This is a genomic window from Virgisporangium aliadipatigenens, assembly GCF_016863615.1.
GTDB classification, from domain to species: Bacteria; Actinomycetota; Actinomycetes; order Mycobacteriales; family Micromonosporaceae; genus Virgisporangium; species Virgisporangium aliadipatigenens.
In genome coordinates this window covers 1-19467 of the sequence record NZ_BOPF01000026.1, presented here as the reverse complement: position 1 = coordinate 19467, position 19467 = coordinate 1, and the positions used below count along the sequence as shown (strand labels likewise).

Below are 19467 nucleotides of genomic sequence, written 5' to 3'. Positions count from 1 at the left end.
AGCATGAACCCACCCCCCACCGTCACCCGACGCACCCTGCTCGCCGGCGCCGCCGCCGCCGGACTGTTGACCGCCTGCGGAAGCGGCGATGCGAACAAGAACACCGCCGAGGCGAACCAGGGCGTCAACCTGCCGAAGTACACACCGTCCACTGTGGTCAAACCCGACCTGCCGGGTACGCCCGAGGGCGTGCTTGACGCGTTCCTCACCTATCCGGAACCGCCGGTGAAGCAGTTCACCGCCGCGCCGGGCAAGGGCGGCACGGTGTCGGCGTTCGTGCTCACCGGGTCGCCGGTGCCGCCGCCGAAGGGCAACAACCCGTTCTGGCAGGAGCTGGACCGGCGGCTCGGCGTCGACCTCCAGCTCACCATCACGCCGAGCGGCGAGATGGCGACCAAGTTCTCCACCCTGATCGCCGGCGACGACCTCCCCGATCTGATCGTCCCCGCCCTTTTCCTGCCGAACGGCGTGCCGGCCGGCATCGGCAACCTGCCGCAGTGGATGGCGACGAAGTGCACCGACCTGACGAAGTTCGTCGGTGGCGACAGCGTCAAGGAGTATCCCAACCTGGCGGCCATCCCGACGGCGGCGTGGCGCCAGTGCGTCTACAACGGCGGCGTCTACGGCGTGCCGGTCCCCCGCGGCGTCGCCGGCACCCTGGTGTTCCGCCGCGACGACGTCATCGGCGGGCTGGGCGTCGACCCCGATCCGAAGAGCTTCACCGAGTTCCGCGAGATGTGCCGGAAGGTGACCGACGCGAAGGCGAACCGCTGGGCGTGCGTCAACGCGGGCATGCTGGTCTTCATCATCCAGCAGATGCTCGGCGGCGCCAACGACTGGCGCTGGGCCGACGGCAAGCTCGTGCACCAGGTGGAGACGGAGGAGTTCAAGAAGGCCGTTTCCGATGCCGCGGCGATGTTCAAGGAGGGGCTGGTGCACCCGGACAGCTTCGCCAGCAACGCGCCGGTGAAGCGCTGGTTCGGGGCCGGCGAGGCGCTGCTCATCGCCGACCGGTACACCGCGTGGCCGCAGTTCTACAACGAGAACATCGCCGGGGCGGCGTTCGCCATCAGCCCGATGCGCATCCCGACCTACGACGGCGGCGGGCTGGCGAAGGTGTGGCAGTCCAACGCCGGTTCCACAAACAACTTCACGGTGTTCAAGAAGGCGGACGACGGCCGGATCCGGGACCTGCTGAAGCTCTGCGACTACCTGGCCGCGCCGTTCGGCACCGAGGAGTACCTGTTCCGCCGCTACGGCCAGCCCGGCACGCACTACACGATGCAGAACGGCGGCCCCGTGCCCAACCAGGCCGGCGTCGCGCAGACCGCGCTCGGCATCCGCTACATCGTGGACGCGCCCGACGTCATCTACATCCCGGGCCGGCCGGAGGCCACGAAGCTCTCCTACGACTACCAGAAGGCCATCGTCCCGGACTCGGTGCCCAATCCGGTGGTGGCGGGCGGGCTCTTCTCCGACGAGTGGTCGCGCAAGCAGCCCGTGCTCGGCGGCATCGTCAGCAACGGCCAGAACGACATCATCGCCGGACGGCAGCCACTGTCCTATGTGGACGAGATGCGCGCCCAGTGGAAGGCGCAGGGAGGCGAGCAGGTGCGCAAGGACTTCACCGCACAGTTCGAGAAGCTGGGGATCAAGTGAGGGTGGCCATCGTCGGCACGGGGAACATCGCCCGGTTCCACGTCGAGGCGTTGCGCTCGCTGGACGCGCCGGTGCGGATCGTGGCCGGGGTCGACCTCGACGCCGGCCTCGCCACCTCGTTCTGCGCGGCGCACGGGATCCCGTTCGCGGACACCGACGTCGAACGGGCGCTCACCCACACCCGGCCGGACGTGGTGCACGTGTGCACGCCGCCCGGCGCGCACCTGGCACCGGCCCGCGCCGCGCTGAACGCCGGGGCGCACGTGGTGGTGGAGAAGCCGCCCACGCTGTCGCTGCGGGACTTCGACGCGCTGGCCGACGCGCAGCCGGCCGGGGGGCCCTACGTGGCAACGGTTTTTCAGCATCGGTTCGGCTCCGGCGCACGCCGGATCAGGGCGCTGCTCGACGCGGGCGTGCTCGGCCGGCCGCTCGTCGCGCGCTGCGACACCCTCTGGTACCGGCCCGACGCGTACTTCGACCCGCCGTGGCGCGGGCGCTGGGAGACCGAGGGCGGTGGGCCGACGATGGGACACGGCATCCACCAGATGGACCTGCTGTCGGCCGTTCTCGGCGAGTGGACGCGGGTGTCGGCGCTGGCCCGGCGGCAGGCCCGCCGCACGGCCACGGAGGACCTGTCGGTGGCGCACGTGTCGTTCGCGAACGGCGCCGTCGCCAGCGTGGTCAACAGCCTGCTGTCCCCCCGCGAGGAGAGCTACCTGCGCTTCGACTTCGAGTACGCCACGGTCGAGCTGACCCACCTGTACGGCTACGGCGACGACGACTGGCGCGTCACGCCGGCACCCGGCCACGAGGAGTCCGTCACCGCGGCCTGGAAGGCGGGCGAGCACGGGCGCAACAGCGGCCACGCGGCGCAGTTCGCCCTCGTCGCCGACGCGGTGCGGGAGGGTTCCGTGCCGCCGGTGGACACCGCCGAGGCGCGCCGCACGATGACGCTCGTCGCCGGCGTGTACGCGTCGGCGTTCGGCGGCCGGCCGGTCGGACCCGACGACGTCGGCCCGGGATCACCCCACTACGAAAACATGCGTGGCGACGGTCCACCGTGGACGGAGGAGACATGACCGAACCGATACCGGCCGGGTTGGGCGTCGTCCACGAGCACGGACGCTCCGTGCGGGTCACCTGGCACGGCCGTCCCCTGGCACGCTACGTGTACGTGCCGTGGGAAGCGCAGCTGGAGTCGCCCCGGCCGTACGTCCATCCGCTGTGGACGCTCGACGGCCGGCCGGTGAGCCTGTACCGGCCGCACGACCACGTGTGGCACAAGGGCATCTCGCTGGCGCTCAGCAACGTCGGCACGGAGAACTTCTGGGGCGGCCCCACGTACCTGCGCGCCGAGGGCGGGTACGCGCAGCTGCCCAACAACGGCACGCAGGCGCACGAGGCGTTCGACGAGGTGGGCGTCGCCGACGGGGTGGTGACGATCGCGCAGCGCCTGCGCTGGGTCACCGAGGCGGGCGCGAGTGTGCTGACCGAACGGCGGCGCATCACGTTCGACGCGGACCCGGACTCCGGCGCGTGGCGGCTCGGGTTCACGTCCACGGTGGACAACGTCAGCGGGGTGCCGATCCCGTTCGGCAGTCCGACCACGGAGGGGCGGCCCGACGCGGGCTACAGCGGGCTGTTCTGGCGCGGGCCGCGCTCGTTCAGCGGGGGCGGCGTACTCACTCCCGACCGGGCCGGCGCGGACGACCTCAACGGCACCGTCGCGCCGTGGATGGCGTTCACCGGGCGGCACGACGGCGACGGGACCCACAGCACGCTGCTCTTCGTCAACCGGCCCGGGCCCGTGGAGTGGTTCGTGCGCAGCGAGGTGTTCGCCGTGGTCTGCCCGGCGCCGTTCTTCTCCGCGGTGCACACCCTGCCGGCGGGCGGCACGCTGGAGTTCGCGCACGACGTGTGGGTCGCCGACGGCGCGCTCGACGCGGCGGCCTGCGAACAGCTCGCGAAGCGCGAACCGCCGGCCTGAGCGACCTCTCCGGCGGGGCCGCCGCCTACGCCAGGACCGACCCACGCAGCGGCCCGTAGGCCTCCCGGTACGCCTTCGGCCCCGCGAACGGCAGCGCCAGATCGCGCAGCCACGTCGGCATCGCGGCGGTGCGCGCCAGCCGGTCCGTCGCGGCCCGCACATGCTCGACCCGCGCACGCCGCCGCTCCTCGAACGCCGCACCGGCCTTCGACGCGTCGAGCCCGCCCGCGAGAACGTCGGCGAGCACCAGCGCGTCCTCGACGGCCAGCGCCCCGCCCTGCGCCCAAAACGGCGCGATGGCGTGTGCCGCGTCCCCGATGAGCACCGCCCGCCCCGCGTGCCAGCGCGGGATGCGCACCTCCTCGACCGGCGAGTGGTACACGTCGCCGAGAGTCGCCACCACGGTGCGGACCGGCTCGGGATACTTCGCGAACGTCGCCTCGATCCAGGTCCGGTCCGTGCCGATCGTGTCGCCCTGGGTCGCCGACGCATAGCCGTACAGCCGCCCTCCGCTCATCGGGATAAGCAGCATCGCGCCCTTCGCGTCGGACCAGAGCGTCCACGCGTCTATCCCACCCGGATCGCGCCCCACGAACCGCAGGCTCGTGGCCGACACCGGCGACACCGTGCGAGCGGCTCCCGGGAACACGCTCTCGCGCACCGTCGAACGCACACCGTCGGCGCCGACCACCAGGTCCCCGCGCTCGATCGTGCCGTCCGCCAGCTCCACCTCGGCACCGGCGTGGGTGGCGCGCACCGCGCTGACGGAGGCGTTCCACCGGATGCTGTCGACGGGAAGGCCGTCGGCGAGGGCGGCGGCCAGGTCGGGGCGGAGCACGCAACGCGGGACGAGCGGCTCGCCCCAGAACTCCCGCTCGTCCACCGTGAACAGCAGCCGGCCGCGCGGGGTGCGGTACTCGCGGCGGTCGACCGGCGGGCCGAGCTGCCGCAGCGGGACGCCGACGCCGACCTCGTCGAGGGCGCGGATCGCGTTGCCGGGCAGGTTGATGCCGAGGCCCTCGGTGGTGGTGCCCGGGCGCTTGTCGAACGCCACGGCGTCGATGCCGTGCTTCGTCAACGCCCGCACCAGTGCCAGGCCGGCGATGCCGGCGCCCACGACGAGGATCCTCATGGTGCCCCACCGTAGTCACGGGACCGATCCGTCCACAAAGGACCGACCTGTCTTGTATCCGTCCCACTAGCCCTGCGGCAGGATGCGCCTCGCCGCGCCTTTCGACCACTCCACCAGAAGCATCGTGGCGTCGTCGGTCGGCGGCCCGTCGAGGTGATCGAGCACCGCGTGGGACAGCCGCCGCAGCGTCTCCGGCGCGGGCAGCCCCTCGGCCGCGTGGCGTTCGGCCAGCTCGGCGAGGCGCTCCTCACCGAAGTGCGCGCCGGTGCGGTCGCGCGCCTCGGTGACGCCGTCGGTGAAGCACAGCAGCCGATCACCCGGCTCGAGCATCATTTCCGCCGGGACGGCCGGCGGGCTGTCGAGGCCCAGCGGCAGCCGTCGCCCGCCGTCCAGCCGGCCGACGACCGACGCGCCGCGCAGCACCAGCGGCGGCGGATGGCCGGCATTGATGTAACGCAGCAGCCCGGTGTCGAGGTCGAGTTCGGCCAGTACCCCGGTGGTGAAGCGCATGTCGGTGAACTGTTCCAGCAGTGCCGCGTCGACGGTCGCCGGCAGCTCCTCCAGGCGCCGGCCGTCGCGGCGGGCCGAACGCATCGCCGCCAACGCGACCGCGGTGCCGAGCCCGGCCGGCAGCCCGTGTCCCGTGGTGTCCAGCACCGTCAGGAACGTGCCGTCGCCGCCGACCGCGTAGTCGAACCCGTCGCCGCCGACCTCGTAGCACGGCTCCAGCACGGCCGCGACGGCGAACCGTTCGCAGGCGTACGTCAGCGGCGGCAGCAGGTGCCAGAGCAGTTCCGCCGCGGGGGACATCGGGCGGGTGCGCCGCACGCTCGACAGGCCGTCGCCGTAGGGCAGCTTGCCCACCAGCAGGTGCCCGACCAGCGCGGCGAACAGGTCCAGCTGCTCGGCGAAGCGGGGATCGGCGACGGCGTGCCGGTCGGCGTCGACCCGCAGCACGCCGAGGCGTTCGGCGCCGTCGAGCAGCGGCATCCAGAGCCGGCCCGGCCGCACCCGCACCACCTCGGTGTGCATGAACGCCCGCCCGGCCTCCGTGGTGGCCACGTCCAGCGACGGCCCGGCCGCCCGGCCCGGCTCCGGCACGGCGTGCAGGGTCCGCTGCTCGTGATCCACCAGGTAGATGGCGGTCCGCACGCCCAGTCCGGCGAGCGCGTTGTTGACCTCGATCGGGTACCGGTCCGGCTGCGCCAGGCGGCTGCGGGCGAGCAGGTCGACGATCGCCGCGCGCCAGGAGGTCCGCTCGGGCATAACCATACGAATGACCCTAGGCGCTATCCGCCGACGTGCACGACGGGACGGCGACCCGGGTCGTGTTCCACCTGGCGGATGATCTCCCGCACCACCGGAGCGGTGTCCCCGCGCCCGAGCAGGACGTAGCGCAGCATGTGCACCAGCGGGCTCCCCTCGGCCCACTCGAAGTGGCAGTGCGGCCGGACCCCGGTCCCGTCGCGCAGGGCGAGCAGGACGGCGGCGATGGCGTTCGGGGCGGCGGGGGCCTGCGCGCGCAGCACCCGGTGTGCCTCGACCTCGACGCCGCGCACCGCGAGCACCCCCTGGAACGTGGACGGGTCGACCACGTCGATCTCCAGGAAGATGACGTCGGCGTTGCGCGGCAACGGGTTCAGGCCGCGCTGTTCGCGTTCCTTGGCGTCGTACTCGACGGCGGCGTCGCCGGCGCTGCGACGGTTGGCGACCAGGTTCAGTTCGCCGTCGTGGGCGATGGACTGGTCGACGAACCGGCGGGCCGTCTCGTCGAACTCGATGTGGTCGGCGCGCAGCTCGGTGGTGCGGGCCACCCGGGAGATCAGCGAGATGACGACGATCCCCGCGATGAACATCGCCGAGATGGCGATCCCGTCCGGCTTCTCGCGGATGTTCTCGGCGAGGGCGTAGATGAGCACCAGCGTGAGCGTGCCGAACCCGGCGATCGCGGGGCGCTGCCGGCGGCGCACCGCGCTGACCGTGACGGCGAACGCGCCCGAGACCATCATCGCGAGGATGCCGGTGGCGTAGGCGCCGGCCTGGGCGTTGACGTCGGCGCCGAACGCGATCGTGATCACGATGCTGATCGCCGTGTAGACCAGCACGACCGGGCGCACCGCCCGGGCCCAGTCGGGCGCCATGCCGTAGCCGGGCAGGTAGCGCGGCACGATGTTGATCAGGCCGGCCATGGCGGAGGCGCCGGCGAACCACAGGATCAGGATGGTGGAGACGTCGTAGACGGTGCCGAAGATCTCGCCGAGGCGTTCGTGCGCCAGGTAGGCGAGGGCGCGCCCGTTGGCCTCACCGCCCTCGGCGAACTTCTCCTGCGGGATCAGCAGCGTCGTCACGATGCTGGTCGCGATCAGGTAGGCGCTCATGACCAGCGCGGCGACCGTGAGCAGCCGGCGGGTGTTGCGGACGCGGTCGGCGAGCTTCGCCTCGGGGTCCGCGCCCTCGGCCTTCACCAGGGGCATCATGCTGACCCCGGTCTCGAACCCGGACAGGCCCAGCACCAGCAGCGGAAAGGCCAGGATCGCGGGCCCGACCACGTCGCCGCCCGAGCCCGCCGCCGACCACCAGTCGCCGATCCGGGAGGGCGACCCGGCGATGTCCACCAGCCCCACGACGACGACCGTGGCGTTGAGCACCAGGAAGACGGCGACGAGCGGGATGGCCACCCCGACCGCCTCGTTGAACCCCATGAGGAACACCCCGCCGAGCACCAGCAGCAGGATCACCACGAGCGCCACGGCGTGGCCCTCGACGAAGTGCGGCGCGTACGGGTTCTCCAGCAGGTGCACGCCGGCGTCGGCGGCCGAGAGCGTGATCGTGACGATCCACGACGTCGCCACGAAGCCGAGCAGCGCCAGCACGAACAGCTTGCCCCACCAGAACGGCAGCAGGTCCTCCAGCATCGCCACCGAACCGGCGCCGTGCGGGCTCTCCTTCGCGACCCGCCGGTACATCGGCAGCATGCCGAAGAGGGTCAGTGCCACGATGAGCAGCGTCGCGAGCGGCGAGAGCAGGCCGGCGGCGAGCGCCGCGATCGCCGGCAGGTAGGCGAGCGTCGAGAAGTAGTCGACGCCGGTCAGGCACATCACCTTCCACCAGGCCTGCTCGGTGGTGTGCGCCTCGCCCGCGGCCGGGCCGGCGGGCTGGACGCGGTGCGCGAGGAGCCAGCGGGGCAGCCGGCCACGGGGCGGCTTCGCGCGGGCCCGCTCCGGGTTGTCGACCCGTTCGGGCAACTGGATGCTCATGATCTGTCCAGTTAAGCGGCAAAGCCCGCTTCACGCAGCACGTCGGCCCGTCGGCGGGGTGTGAGGTGGTCGACGTAGAGGGTGCCGTCGAGGTGGTCGGTCTCGTGCTGAAGGCAGCGGGCCAGCGTGCCGGTGCCGGTCACGGTGATCGGCCGTCCCGTGCGGTCGAACCCGGAGACGGTCGCCGACGCCGGCCGGGTGAGCGCCGCGCGCGGTCCGGGCACGGACAGGCAGCCCTCCTCGTCCGAACTGGCGCCGGCGGTCGCCTCCAGCACCGGGTTGACGACGTGCCCGATGCGGCGCACGTTGCCGGCGTCGGTGCAGTCGTACACGAACACCCGCAGGTCGACACCGATCTGGTTGGCGGCGAGGCCCACGCCGTCGGCGGCGTACATGGAGGCGAACATGTCCTCGACGAGCGTGCCGAGGCCCCGCCCGAAGACGAGCACCTCGGCACAGCGGCGGTGCAGCACGGGGTCGCCGTAGTACGAGATCGGGTGCACCCGGCCCTCCTGCGACGACATCGCTGCAGCGTACCCCGCGGATCAGGGCTGGAAGATCACCTCCGGATACCGGTGGGACCCCCCGTTGAGCAGCGGCTGCGGGATTCGGCGCAGGTGGCGGTCCAGCACCGCGGCCACGTAGGTCCGCGTGATCTCGGTGGCCCGTTCCCCCGAAAGCTCCTGGATCGGGAGGCCGAGCTGGTCGGCCAGGACGGCGAGGTCGGTGAAGGACGAGTGGGTGGTCCCGGTGACGCTGAGCCACCGCTTCCAGCCCGACAGATTCGCCCAGGTCGTGTCCCAGGTCCGGGTGGGTTCCGCGCCGGGCTGTCCGTGCTCCTCGTTGCCCATCATGAGGAACGGCCTGGGCATGCCGGACGGCGGCAACGCGGGATGGAAGGTGCCGTCCAGGTTGACGCCCACGTCGACGCGGGGATCGGCGAGCATCGTGGCCAGTGCGGCGGCGCCGCCCATCGAGTGGCCCACCATCGCGATCCGGTGCGGATCCACCGGCACCCCGAGGCTCGGCAGCCGGTCGAGCACGAACGACACGTCCCGCGCCCGCCCGCCGGCCACCCGCTCGCCCGAAAGCCCCGGCACCTCGCAGGCCACGCACCCGGTGACCCGCCCGTCGGGGAGCGTGACGCCGAACGCCTCGTAGGTGTGGTCGACGCCGACGACCACGTACCCGCGCGAGGCGAGGTCCTCGGCGAGCCCGGTGAGGGTCGCCCGCGGAAAGCTGAACCCGGGTGAGAGCACCACGACCGGCCACCCGCCGGGGCGCGGTTTCGCGGGAGTGTCCACAGTGGAGTGGGTGGCGACGGTGCTCAGGATCTCCGGCGGCACACCCGGCGCCGTCAGCCGCGACATGAACAGCCGGGACTCCGCCGGGCTCAGGTAGGGCGCGGTCGGCCCGTCGTCGTGCCGCGCCGGATACCAGACGGAGAGCATCAGCTGCCGGCGTTCGGTCGGCACCCAGGGATCCGGGCGCGACTCGTCGACGAGGTGGCGCACGGCACGCGCGGTGTGCAACGGGCCGGTCGGCGGGGGCAGGGACAATCCACTGTGGACGGTGGGCTCGGCGGTCGCGGGTCCGGGCGCGACCAGCACCATGACGGCCGCGATGAGCAGCACCGCCGCAAACGTCGGTATTCGCATGTTCCCGACCCTGGTGCACCTTTGCGAAGAACACATCGGGGACCGGCCCCTAAGTGGGGGTAGCACCAACGGCCTTCGGCGGCGCAGTACTCCTGACCGGCCACAGCGGTGTCGGCGAGCTGCCGTTCGCAGCGGTCATGGACCCGACCGGCCAGACTTGCGCACGCAGGGCACCGCCGCGTCGTCTGCCGCACCGACGCCAACCGGGGAACAACACCTCGAACAGCCTCACATCGACCATGCTCGTGTCACGACGTTGCGTGCAGTAACCTGCCCAGATGGAGAACCTGGACATCGCTGCGCAGGTCGCGCACGATGTCGTTGATGCTCGCCAGCTGCTCACAGGGACGGGGAATCTGCCGGGCGTCGCGGACGTCGACCGTGCTCTTGTGTCGATATTGTGCCACCTCAGCGCGGTAGGCATGGCGCACGTAACGGTCAGCCGGCGCTGGTTTTCCAACACGGTGAAGTCGCGACCGCTTGACCGCGGCGAGGCGGAGCAGGTGCAGCTGCAGATCGCTGACCTCAAGGCGAGCCTCGCCCGCCTGAAGGAACTCATCAGGACACCTGAACGTGTCGCTCCCCACCTGCCCAGCAAGGAGAGGTACAGGCAGCGGACCCGCATGGAGGCCGCGATCGTTGCCGAAGCTCAGCAGCTGGTCGGCCGGATCGACGGGATGTGGGGCCGGTTCCGGGGCATTGCCACGCTCTTCGTCCCGTACTGGGTGCACCAGCACCCGGACGGCTATTTCGTGGCATCCGCCAAGCTCAGCCACAACGACCTTGGTGGGGTCACGACGTCGGGCCTGGCTGGGCAGAACGGTGAACCGAACACGGTCGACGTCGCAGAGCAGCATCTCCTCGAGGCGCTGATCAATAAAGTCAACCGCTTCGAGGTTCCGTTGGTAGCCCTGCCGTTCAACCCTCCGGAAGGCCCCGTTCTGCGGCTCACGGTCAGAATGCCCTGATGCGATGCCCAACCTGCGCGGCCTGAACGCGGCGGCGGAGATTCTGCGGGGCCGCCGCATCACCACGACGGTTCGTATCGTGTGGGCTGCCGGTGTGATCGGCATGCGGGGTTGGCGTCGTATCCCGTGACCATCTGCACTCCAACCGGGTCAGGGTGACGGGGAAGGATGCCCCGTAGCCCGCTCATCGGTGATCATGATCTCACCGCGCCGGCAGATCGCGTTCCTCGTCCTACGTGGTGCCGGGCTTCGCCCTGCACGACGAGCTGGAACTGCTGGTGGGCGGGCGTTCCGCCCCTGGCGGCGCTCACGGCGACCTCGACGCCCGCGGCGTACCTCGGCACGAACGCCGGCGTGATCGCCTGCTGGCGGACGTGCGCGCGGCGGCACAGGAGCCGGTCGCGCCGACCCTCCTGCGCCGCACCTGCGCCTGTTAGGCGGCTAGCGCATGCTCACCACGACCACCCGCGCCATGCCGTCGTCGTCATCGTCGTCATCGTCGTCGTCCCCACCGCCGCCGCACGCGAGCACGAGTGCGAGGGCGAGCGCGGCACCGGCCAGGGCAGCCAACTTCTTCAGCATGGACTCCGGTCTACCAGTGCCCGGCCGGTGCCGCATCCGGGGGCGGATGAACTTATCGGTACATCCGCACGTAGTCGAAGATCGCGGTGGCCGGCGGGTCGGCGGCGGCGCCGCCCTGGGAGACCAGCCCGATGCGGGGTGCCGTCCCGGCCGCGAACGTCCACACCGCGCCCCACTGCCAGTGCCGCCCGTCGGTGCTCCAGCCGGCGCGGTAGCGATGTTCGCCGCGGACGGTGGTGTGCGCCAGGCGCAGCCAGGTGGTGGTCGCCGGCGGGCCCTCGACCGCGCCACCGTAGGAGAGGCGGCCGGCGTAGGGCAGTTCGCGACCGAACTCGATCTGGCGGGTGTTCCAGATCGCCACGTGCGTGAGCCGCGCGAAGTCGTCGTCACCGGCGTACACGATCAGCCCGGCCTGCTGGTAGTTGCGCACCGCGTCGACGCCCAGGTCGATGGTCAGCTTCGTCTCGACCACGTAGTCGCCGGCGGGTGCCGGGCGGGTGAGGACCGCGGCGGCGTTCTCCGGGCCGACGAGGTCGGTCGCCTGGGTGGGCCAGACGAGCGCGCCGCCGGTCACCGTCGCGCGGGTGTCGCGGCGCGTCCAGGTCCAGCCGTTCAGGGCAGTGCGGTCGAACTCCTCCGAGTGGCGCCGATCCACCCTCCCCACCCGTGGTGTGTCCACTGTGGACGGGCGGCCGCTCGTGCCGGGAGCGGGCTGCGGGGTCTCCGAGGCGCGGGCGCTCGGCCAGCCGCCGTCCCAGGAGAGCGGGTCGATGAGCATCGGGCGGCGGTTGATGCCCTCCGTCCCGTTGAGGTACGGCGCGGCGCGGTCGATCGCGTGGTACACCAGCCAGTCCCGGCCGGCCGCGTCGGTGGCGATCGAGTTGTGTCCGGTGCCGATCCAGCGGTTGCCGTTCTGCTGGATCACCGGTGTGCCGCCGACCCGGGAGGTCAGCAGGGACGCGCCCGCCCGGTCGGTGAACGGCCCGGCCGGGTGCCGCGACCGGCCCGCGAAGACGCTGTATCCGGTGGTCGGGCCGGCGCAGCAGTTGGCCGCCGAGGCGAACAGGTAGTACCAGCCGGCGCGGCGCACCACGTAGGCGCCCTCGTACCGGTTGTCGATCGTCACCTGCGTCGGCGTGCCGGCGACGCGCAGCCCGTCCGGGTCCAGCGGCACCGTCCAGATGCCGCCGAAGTAGGAGCCGTAGTAGAGCCAGGAACGCCCCTCGGTGTCGGTCAGCTGCGCCGGGTCGAACGTCCACAGGAAACCGCCGCCGGGCGCCGCGCGCGGGGCGATCACGGGTGCGCCGCTGTCCGTCCACGGGCCGAGCGGGGTCGGGGCGGTGGCCACACCGATCGCCGAGTCCTCACCGGGGTTCAGCGTCGTGTCGGTGACGGTGTAGTAGAGGACGTAGCGGCCGGCGATGCGGCGGATGTCGGGTGCCCACAGGCCGGCCGTGGGGGCGGCCCACGCCGGCCGGGCCGTGAACGCGTCACCGGCGTAGGTCCAGTGCACGAGGTCCGGCGAACGCAGGATCGGCAGCAGGCGCGGCGTCGTCTCACCGGCCCGCAGCGGGTCGCTGGTGCCGAAGGCGTACCAGCTTCCGTCGTTCCCCCGGATGACGGCGGGATCGGCGAACGTGTCGGCGGCGGGGGCCGACACCGGATTGCGGTAAGTGGCGGGTCGGGCCTGCACCGGCGCGGACGCCGGGACGACCCCGGTCGCGCCGAGCACCGCGGCCACGAGTAAGGCGGGCAGTTTCATCGGTTCACCCCTTGATCCCGCTGCGCGACACGCCCTCGATGACGTACCGCTGGGCGAGCACGAACAGCAGCAGCGCCGGAACGCTGGCCAGCACGGCACCGGCCATGACGACCGGGTAGTCGGTGATGTAGGCGCCCTGGAGGAGCCCCAACCCGGCCGGCATGGTCAGCCGGTCGGCGCTGAACAGAATGAAGATCGGCCAGAGGAAGTCGTTCCAGTTGGTGAGGAACGACAGCACGACGAGCGTGGCCAGCGCCGGCTTCGACAGCGGCAGCACCACCCGCGCGAACACCTGCCACGGGCCGGCGCCGTCGAGGATCGCGGCCTCCTCCAGCTCCCGCGGCAGCGACAGGAAGAACTGGCGCAGGAAGAAGACCCCGAACGCGCTCGCGGCGCCCGGCACCACCACGGCGGTCAGGGTGTCCAGCCAGCCGAGCGTGTCCACGATGAGGAAGTTGGGGATGATGAGCGTCGCCGGCGGCACGAACAGCGCCCCGACGACCAGCACGAAGACCGCCTGCCGGCCGCGGAAGCGCATCCGCGCCAGCGCGTAGGCGGCCGGGGCCGCCGTGGCGACCACGAGCGCCGCGTGCAACGTGGCCGCCAGCATGCTGTTGACGAACCACCGGTGCACCGGCGTCTGGCTGCCGGCCCGGAACAGCCGCCCGTAGCCGTAGTCGGAGACCGGATCGGGCAGCCACACCGGCGGGCTCTGCTGCGCCACCGGATACGTCTTCAGCGACGTCAGCACCATCCACACCAGCGGCACGACGAACACGGCCGTCAGCGCCAGCAGCGCCGCGTAGAGCGGGATCCGCCTCATCATTCCTCCCGGTACCGGAAGATGCGGAAGTTGGCGGCGCTCACCAGGGCCAGCAGCAGCGCCAGAGTGACGCTCATCGCCGCGGCCCGGCCGGCGTCGTTGCGCGCCAGTCCCAGTTCGACCATGTAGGAGACGACCGTGCGGGTCTCGTTGCCCGGCGCGCCCTGCGTGATGAGGTAGGACTGGCCGAACATGTTCGCCGACGCGAGGATCGTCGTCGTGATGACGAACAGCAGCACCGGCCGCAGGCCCGGCAGCGTCACGTGGCGGAACCGTTCCCACGCCGTCGCGCCGTCCACGGTGGCCGCCTCGTACAGCTCGCGCGGGATGTCCTGCAGCCCGGCGAGGTAGATGACGGCGTTGAACCCGCACGTCCACCACACCGTCACGCCGACCAGCGACACCCACGCCCACGGCGTCCCGGTCAGCCACGGCGTGCCGATGCCGAACAGGTGGTTGACGAGGCCCAGGTTGGCGTCGAGCAGGAAGCGCCACAGCAGCCCGATGACGGCCACGCCGAGCACGTACGGCGCGAAGTACACGGCCCGGAAGAACGTTCTGCCCGGGAACGAGCGGTTGAGCAGCAGCGCCATCCCGAGCGGCAGCGCGACGAGCAGCGGCACGCTCGCCACCGTGAACACGGCCGTGGCCCGCACGCTCTCCCACCAGTCGCCGTAGACCAGCGAGTCGGGCGTGAAGAGCTCCTGGTAGTTGTCGAGCCCCACGAACGGCTTGTTGGGCAGCTGGAAGTCCCACTGGTGCAGGCTCAGCCAGCCGCCCAGCACAATCGGCAGCAGGCCGAAGACGCCGAACAGCAGCAGGTACGGCAGGAGGAACAGGTAGGGCGTCGCGCGTGCGCGCACCGTTCAGTCCCCGTACTTCTTGCGGTTGTCCTCGAGGAGCTTGTCGGCCTTGGCCACCCCGTCGTCGAGCGCCTGCTTCGGCGGCTTCTTGCCGAGGATCGCCTCGTTGAACGCGGTGTAGAAGAGGTTCGTCACGTCGCCGATGCCGGGGGTCGCCGGCGGGAAGGCCGCGTCGGGCAGTTCGGCCGAGAGCGCCTTCGCCTCGGTCAGCGCGATGAACTTCGGGTCCTCCAGCACCGAGCGGCGCGCCGGCACCTGTCCCCCGGCCGCCCAGTCCAGCGAGTGCTGGCTCAGCCAGTTGATGAACACCTTCGCGCCGGCCACCTTGTTGGCGTCGGTGCGCTTCTGCTGGACGATGGCGAAGTTGTGGGAGTTGGCCCACACCGCGCGCTTCGATCCGATCTGCGGCACCGGCGCCACGCCCCACTGCACCTCGGGGCTCTTCTTGAGGTCGTTCACCTGCCAGATGCCGTTGACGTTGAAGGCGTTCTGGCCGGCCTTGAGGGCCAGGTAGTCGGCGTCCTGCCCGACGTCGGCCGGCGAGTGGCCGTCGGTGACGAGCTTGCGCAGCCAGCTGACCGCCTCGACGGCGGCGTCGCTGTTGAACGTCGCCTTCGTCGCGTCGGCGTTGTAGAGCGCGCCGCCGAACTGGTACACGAGCGAGTAGGCGGTCATCCCGCCGGTGAACTGGAACGGGCTGATCCAGAACCCCTGGATGCCGGCGCCCTTCAGGGCCGCGAGGGCGGCCTCCATCTCGGCGCGGTCCTGCGGCGGCTTCGCCGGGTCGAGGCCGGCGCGCTGGAACAGGGCCTTGTTGTAGTACAGGCCCACCGGGTGCATGTCCAGCGGGATGCCGTAGCGCTTGTCCTTGTACAGGCCGCCCTTCCAGACGGTCGGCGCGAAGTCGTTCTCGGAGAGGCCGAGTGCGGTGGCGACGTCGTCGACGGGTGCGATCACCTTGCGCGCGGCGAACGTCGCCAGCATGTCCATGTGCATGACGGCGACGTCCGGCCCGTTGCCGCTGGTGACGGCGCCGGGCAGCTTGGCGTAGTAGTCCTCCCAGCGGTAGGTGGCGACGGTGACGGCGATGTTGGCGTGCTCGCCGTTGAACGTGTCGACGAGCTTCTTGAAGATGTCGCCGTCGCCGCCGGTGAAGCCGTTCCAGAGGTTGAGCGTGACCTTCGGGCCGGTGTAGTCCTTGCCGCCGTTTCCGGCCGCGGTGCCGGCGGAGTCGTCATCGTCGCCGCAGCCGGCGAGTCCTAAGGCGGTGGCGCCGGCGGCCCCGAGGCCGAGGGCGAGGAAGTGACGTCGGGTGCTCATGGGGGTGCTCCTATGCGGGGGGTGGCGAGCTGGTCGGGCTGGCTACTTCTCGGTGGCGAAGCGGATCAGGTTCCAGGAGGCGGCGGGCAGCAGGATCCGGGCGCGGCCGGCGTCCAGCGCCGGGACGCCGACGTGCCGCGGGACGACGCGTTCCGGTGCGTCGGCGGTGTTGGCGGCGTCGGGCGCGGCGCCCGCGTCGAGGGTGGTGTGCGCGACGCCGGCGAGGCCGGGCAGGCCCCGCAGGTCCACGTCGAGCACCAGGTCGGAGTCGCCGCGGTTGACGGCGAAGAGCGCGAGCGCGCCGCTGTCGCTGTCGTACGTGGCGACGGTGTCCACTGTGGACACTTCCCCGTGGCGGGTGGTCTCGTGGGTCGGTCCGGTCGGCTCGGTGCGCAGCACGGTGCCGGTGGCGTGCCGGGCCGTGAGCGCGAACGGGTGGAAGATGCTCTGCCGCCACGCCGGCCCACCGGTGATCGTGCGGATCGGCGCGATGACGTTTGCCAGCTGCGCCTGGCAGGCGATGCCGACCCGGTCGGCGTGGCGCAGCAGCGTGACGAGCAGGTCCCCGACGACGACCGCGTCGAGCGCCGTGTAGGTGTCCTCGATGAGGGCCGGCGCCTCCTCCCAGCCGCGCCGGTCGAGGTCGTGTTGCAGGCGCGCCTGGTACCAGACGTTCCACTCGTCGAAGGAGATCTTCAGCCGCCGGCGCTGCCGCTGCTTCGCGGCGACGTGGTCGGCGGTGGCGACGACCTCGCGGATGAACGCGTCCATGTCGACGGCCGACGCGAGCATGCTGGCCCGGTCGCCGTCGGACGGGTCGTAGTAGGTGTGCGCGGAGATGTAGTCGACGTGGTCGTAGGTGTGCTCGAGGACGGTCGCCTCCCACGCGGCGAACGTCGGCATGCCCCGGTTGGAGCTGCCGCAGGCGACGAGGCTCACCGACGGGTCGACGAGCTTCATCGCCTTGGCGGTCTCGGCGGCCAGCCGCCCGTACTCCTCGGCGGTCTTGTGCCCGACCTGCCACGGGCCGTCCAGCTCGTTGCCGAGGCACCAGAGCCGCACGCCGTAGGGCTGCTCGACGCCGTGCTTGCGGCGCAGGTCGGAGAAGTGGCCGCCGCCCGGGTGGTTGGCGTACTCCAGCAGGTCGCAGGCCTCCTGCACGCCACGCGTGCCGAGGTTGACGGCGAGCATCGGCTCGACCCGCGCCGCGCGCGCCCACCGCATGAACTCGTCCAGCCCGAACGCGTTGGTCTCGATGCTCTTCCACGCCAGGTCCAGCCGCCGGGGCCGGTCCCCCACCGGGCCGACGCCGTCCTCCCAGCGGTAGCCGGAGACGAAGTTGCCCCCGGGGTAGCGCACCACGGACACGCCCAGCTCGCGGGTCAGCGCCAGGACGTCGCCCCGCAGGCCGGACGGGTCGGCCTCGGGGTGGCCGGGCTCGAAGACGCCGCCGTACACGCAGCGGCCCATGTGCTCCACGAACGAGCCGAACAGGCGCCGGTCGACGTCCCCGATCGCGAACGCCGGGTCGATACTCACGCGTGCCGTGTCCAAGCCGGGCTCCTCTCGGACTTGCTTTGCACAGGTTTTACAACGTTGAATACAACGTTGTAAAGAGCGGTGGCGAGGTAGCATCCCCTCGTTCGCGATCTCTAGGGGGAAACGGTGCGGCACCGGCTCAAGGACGTCGCCGAGCGCGCCGGGGTGTCCGTCAAGACCGTCTCCAACGTCGTCAACGGCTACGCGCACGTGCGTCCCGACACCCGGGCCCGGGTGCTGGAGGCGATCGAGCTGCTCGGCTACCGGCCCAACCTCAACGCCCGCAACCTGCGCCGCGGCCGCACCGGCGTGATCGCGCTCGCCGTTCCCGAGCTGGACCTGCCCTACTTCGCCGAACTGGCCCGACACGTGGTCGCCGCCGCCGCGCGGCACGACTGGACGGTGCTGATCGACCAGACCGGCGGCGATCCCACGCGCGAACGGGAGGTCGCCTCCGGCATCCGGGACCACATGATCGACGGGCTCGTCTTCAGCCCGCTCGCGCTCACCGGGGCCGACCTGGCGGCCGTTCATCCGACGCCCATGGTGCTCGTCGGCGAACGGGTCGACCACGCCGGCGCGGACCACGTCGCCGTGGACAACGTCGCCGCCGCGCACGACATGACCGCGCACCTGATCGGCACTGGGCGTCGACGGGTGGCCGCGATCGGCGCCCAGCACACCGTCGAGGGGGTCACCGCGCGGCTGCGCCTGGCCGGCTACACCGCCGCGCTGGAGGCGGCCGGGCTGCCGGTCGACCCGACCCTGATCGCGCCGGCGACGCACTGGCACCGGGCGGACGGCGCGGCCGCGATGCGGGCGCTGCTCGAGTCCGGGGCCCGCCCGGACGCGGTGTTCTGCTTCAACGACACGCTCGCCCTCGGGGCCCTGCGGGCGCTGCACGACGCCGGGCTGCGGGTGCCCGACGACGTGGCGGTCGCCGGGTTCGACGACATCGAGGACGGGCGCTACTCGGTGCCCACGCTCAGCACCGTGGCCCCGGACAAGGCGGACCTCGCCGCCCTCGCCGTCGACCTGCTCGCCGCCCGTATCGCCGCGCCCGACGGCGCACCGCCCGGCGAGCGCACCGTTCCGCACACGCTGCACGTGCGCGAGAGCACAGCGGCCTGATCCTCGAGTCGCGGGTGGGCCGGTTCACTGGTAAACCTTGGCGGTGGGTGGGATGAAGATCTGGCCGGGTGTGCCGTATCCGTTGGGCGCGACGTACGACGGGGGCGGCACCAACTTCGCGCTCTTCTCCGAGGTGGCCGAACGGGTCGAGCTGTGCCTGTTCGACGCCGACGGTACGGAGACGCGGGTCGACCTGCCCGAGCGCGAGGCGTTGGTGTGGCACGGCTACCTGCCCCGCGTGCTGCCCGGCCAGCGCTACGGCTACCGCGTGCACGGCCCCTACAACCCCGGCGCCGGCCTGCGCTGCAACCCGCACAAGCTGCTGCTCGACCCGTACGCCAAGGCGATCGACGGGCGCATCGGGTGGAACGAGGCGCTCTTCTCCTACCGGTTCGGGGACCCGGACTCGTACAACGACGACGACTCGGCGCCCTACGCGATGAAGTCCGTCGTCATCAACCCGTTCTTCGACTGGGCGAACGACACCCCGCTGCGCATCCCGTTCCACCAGACGGTGATCTACGAGGCGCACGTGAAGGGCCTCACGATCAACCATCCCCGGATCCCGGCCGACGTGCGGGGTACCTACTCCGGACTCTCCCACCCGGTGATGATCAAGTACCTGAAGCAGCTCGGTGTGACGGCCGTGGAGCTGATGCCGGTGCACCAGTTCGTGCACGACAGCGGACTCGTGGAGAAGGGGCTGTCGAACTACTGGGGCTACAACACGATCGGCTTCTTCGCCCCGCACAACGACTACGCGTCGTTCCACGGCGCGGGCGGGTC

General features: G+C 71.6%; 18 protein-coding genes and 1 pseudogene. 8 read left to right on the top strand and 11 right to left on the bottom strand.

Translation table 11 applies throughout. The features are described 5' to 3' along the window. The first annotated feature begins 3 nt into the window (after window positions 1-3). Genes Val02_RS30965 through Val02_RS30955 form a run of 3 tightly spaced genes read left to right on the top strand, consistent with a single transcriptional unit; the run spans window position 4 to window position 3646 of the window. Window positions 4-1659, top strand: coding sequence for an extracellular solute-binding protein (locus tag Val02_RS30965; protein ID WP_203902792.1), 1656 nt, complete (start codon window positions 4-6; stop codon window positions 1657-1659). Then, on the top strand, window positions 1656-2738 hold the full coding sequence (locus tag Val02_RS30960; RefSeq protein WP_203902791.1) for a Gfo/Idh/MocA family protein: 1083 nt from the start codon (window positions 1656-1658) through the stop codon (window positions 2736-2738). The genes Val02_RS30965 and Val02_RS30960 overlap by 4 nt, the downstream gene beginning before the upstream one ends. Further along, window positions 2735-3646 carry a DUF6807 domain-containing protein gene (locus tag Val02_RS30955; protein ID WP_203902790.1) on the top strand — a complete coding sequence of 304 codons (912 nt, stop codon included), beginning with the start codon at window positions 2735-2737 and terminating at the stop codon, window positions 3644-3646. Before Val02_RS30960 ends, Val02_RS30955 begins: the two co-directional genes overlap by 4 nt. Window positions 3647-3671: 25 nt before the next feature. Here the strand turns inward: Val02_RS30955 and Val02_RS30950 are convergent, their stop codons facing one another. The 5 genes from Val02_RS30950 to Val02_RS30930 all read right to left on the bottom strand — a co-directional run bounded on the left by Val02_RS30950 (window position 3672) and on the right by Val02_RS30930 (window position 9693). Further along, window positions 3672-4778, bottom strand: a complete 1107-nt coding sequence (locus Val02_RS30950) for an FAD-dependent monooxygenase (protein ID WP_203902789.1) — start codon at window positions 4776-4778, stop codon at window positions 3672-3674. 66 nt (window positions 4779-4844) lie between these two features. Beyond that, a complete protein-coding gene (locus Val02_RS30945; protein ID WP_203902788.1) occupies window positions 4845-6050 on the bottom strand; it encodes a PP2C family protein-serine/threonine phosphatase in 1206 nt (401 codons plus the stop codon). 17 nt (window positions 6051-6067) lie between these two features. After that, window positions 6068-8035 carry an APC family permease gene (locus Val02_RS30940; protein ID WP_203902787.1) on the bottom strand — a complete coding sequence of 656 codons (1968 nt, stop codon included), beginning with the start codon at window positions 8033-8035 and terminating at the stop codon, window positions 6068-6070. Window positions 8036-8046: 11 nt separating this feature from the next. Then, window positions 8047-8559, bottom strand: coding sequence for a peptide deformylase (gene def / locus Val02_RS30935; protein ID WP_203902786.1), 513 nt, complete (start codon window positions 8557-8559; stop codon window positions 8047-8049). A 21-nt stretch (window positions 8560-8580) separates the two neighbouring features. Continuing rightward, window positions 8581-9693 carry an alpha/beta hydrolase family protein gene (locus Val02_RS30930; RefSeq protein WP_203902785.1) on the bottom strand — a complete coding sequence of 371 codons (1113 nt, stop codon included), beginning with the start codon at window positions 9691-9693 and terminating at the stop codon, window positions 8581-8583. A gap of 278 nt (window positions 9694-9971) precedes the next feature. On the opposite strand from Val02_RS30930, the gene Val02_RS30925 reads away from it, so the two are divergent. The 3 genes from Val02_RS30925 (at window position 9972) to Val02_RS30920 (ending at window position 11098) form a co-directional block, all read left to right on the top strand. Continuing rightward, window positions 9972-10661, top strand: a complete 690-nt coding sequence (locus Val02_RS30925) for a hypothetical protein (RefSeq protein WP_203902784.1) — start codon at window positions 9972-9974, stop codon at window positions 10659-10661. 4 nt (window positions 10662-10665) lie between these two features. Beyond that, complete coding sequence (locus Val02_RS48330) at window positions 10666-10791, top strand: hypothetical protein (RefSeq protein ID WP_275415631.1); 126 nt, start codon at window positions 10666-10668, stop codon at window positions 10789-10791. A gap of 109 nt (window positions 10792-10900) precedes the next feature. Then, on the top strand, window positions 10901-11098 hold the full coding sequence (locus Val02_RS30920; protein WP_203902783.1) for a hypothetical protein: 198 nt from the start codon (window positions 10901-10903) through the stop codon (window positions 11096-11098). Between the two features lie 4 nt (window positions 11099-11102). Here the strand turns inward: Val02_RS30920 and Val02_RS30915 are convergent, their stop codons facing one another. The 6 genes from Val02_RS30915 to arfA are packed head-to-tail and all read right to left on the bottom strand — an operon-like array spanning window position 11103 to window position 17565. Next, window positions 11103-11243, bottom strand: coding sequence for a hypothetical protein (locus Val02_RS30915; protein ID WP_203902782.1), 141 nt, complete (start codon window positions 11241-11243; stop codon window positions 11103-11105). 52 nt (window positions 11244-11295) lie between these two features. Beyond that, entirely contained in the window at window positions 11296-13005 is a 1710-nt protein-coding gene (locus tag Val02_RS30910) for a glycoside hydrolase family 43 protein (protein WP_203902781.1), read from the bottom strand. Between the two features lie 4 nt (window positions 13006-13009). Further along, window positions 13010-13828, bottom strand: coding sequence for a carbohydrate ABC transporter permease (locus Val02_RS30905; protein WP_239153460.1), 819 nt, complete (start codon window positions 13826-13828; stop codon window positions 13010-13012). Continuing rightward, window positions 13828-14691: a carbohydrate ABC transporter permease gene (locus tag Val02_RS30900; RefSeq protein WP_203902779.1), complete on the bottom strand. Its 864-nt coding sequence runs from the start codon at window positions 14689-14691 to the stop codon at window positions 13828-13830. Before Val02_RS30900 ends, Val02_RS30905 begins: the two co-directional genes overlap by 1 nt. Window positions 14692-14694: 3 nt before the next feature. Further along, window positions 14695-16011, bottom strand: a complete 1317-nt coding sequence (locus tag Val02_RS30895) for an ABC transporter substrate-binding protein (RefSeq protein ID WP_203902778.1) — start codon at window positions 16009-16011, stop codon at window positions 14695-14697. Window positions 16012-16053: 42 nt separating this feature from the next. Then, window positions 16054-17565: an arabinosylfuranosidase ArfA gene (arfA, locus tag Val02_RS30890; protein WP_203902777.1), complete on the bottom strand. Its 1512-nt coding sequence runs from the start codon at window positions 17563-17565 to the stop codon at window positions 16054-16056. Between the two features lie 111 nt (window positions 17566-17676). Between arfA and Val02_RS30885 the strand changes: the two genes are divergently transcribed. Then, entirely contained in the window at window positions 17677-18681 is a 1005-nt protein-coding gene (locus Val02_RS30885) for a LacI family DNA-binding transcriptional regulator (RefSeq protein WP_203902776.1), read from the top strand. 52 nt (window positions 18682-18733) lie between these two features. Beyond that, window positions 18734-19467: pseudogene (locus tag Val02_RS30880) on the top strand (glycogen debranching enzyme); the annotation flags it as partial.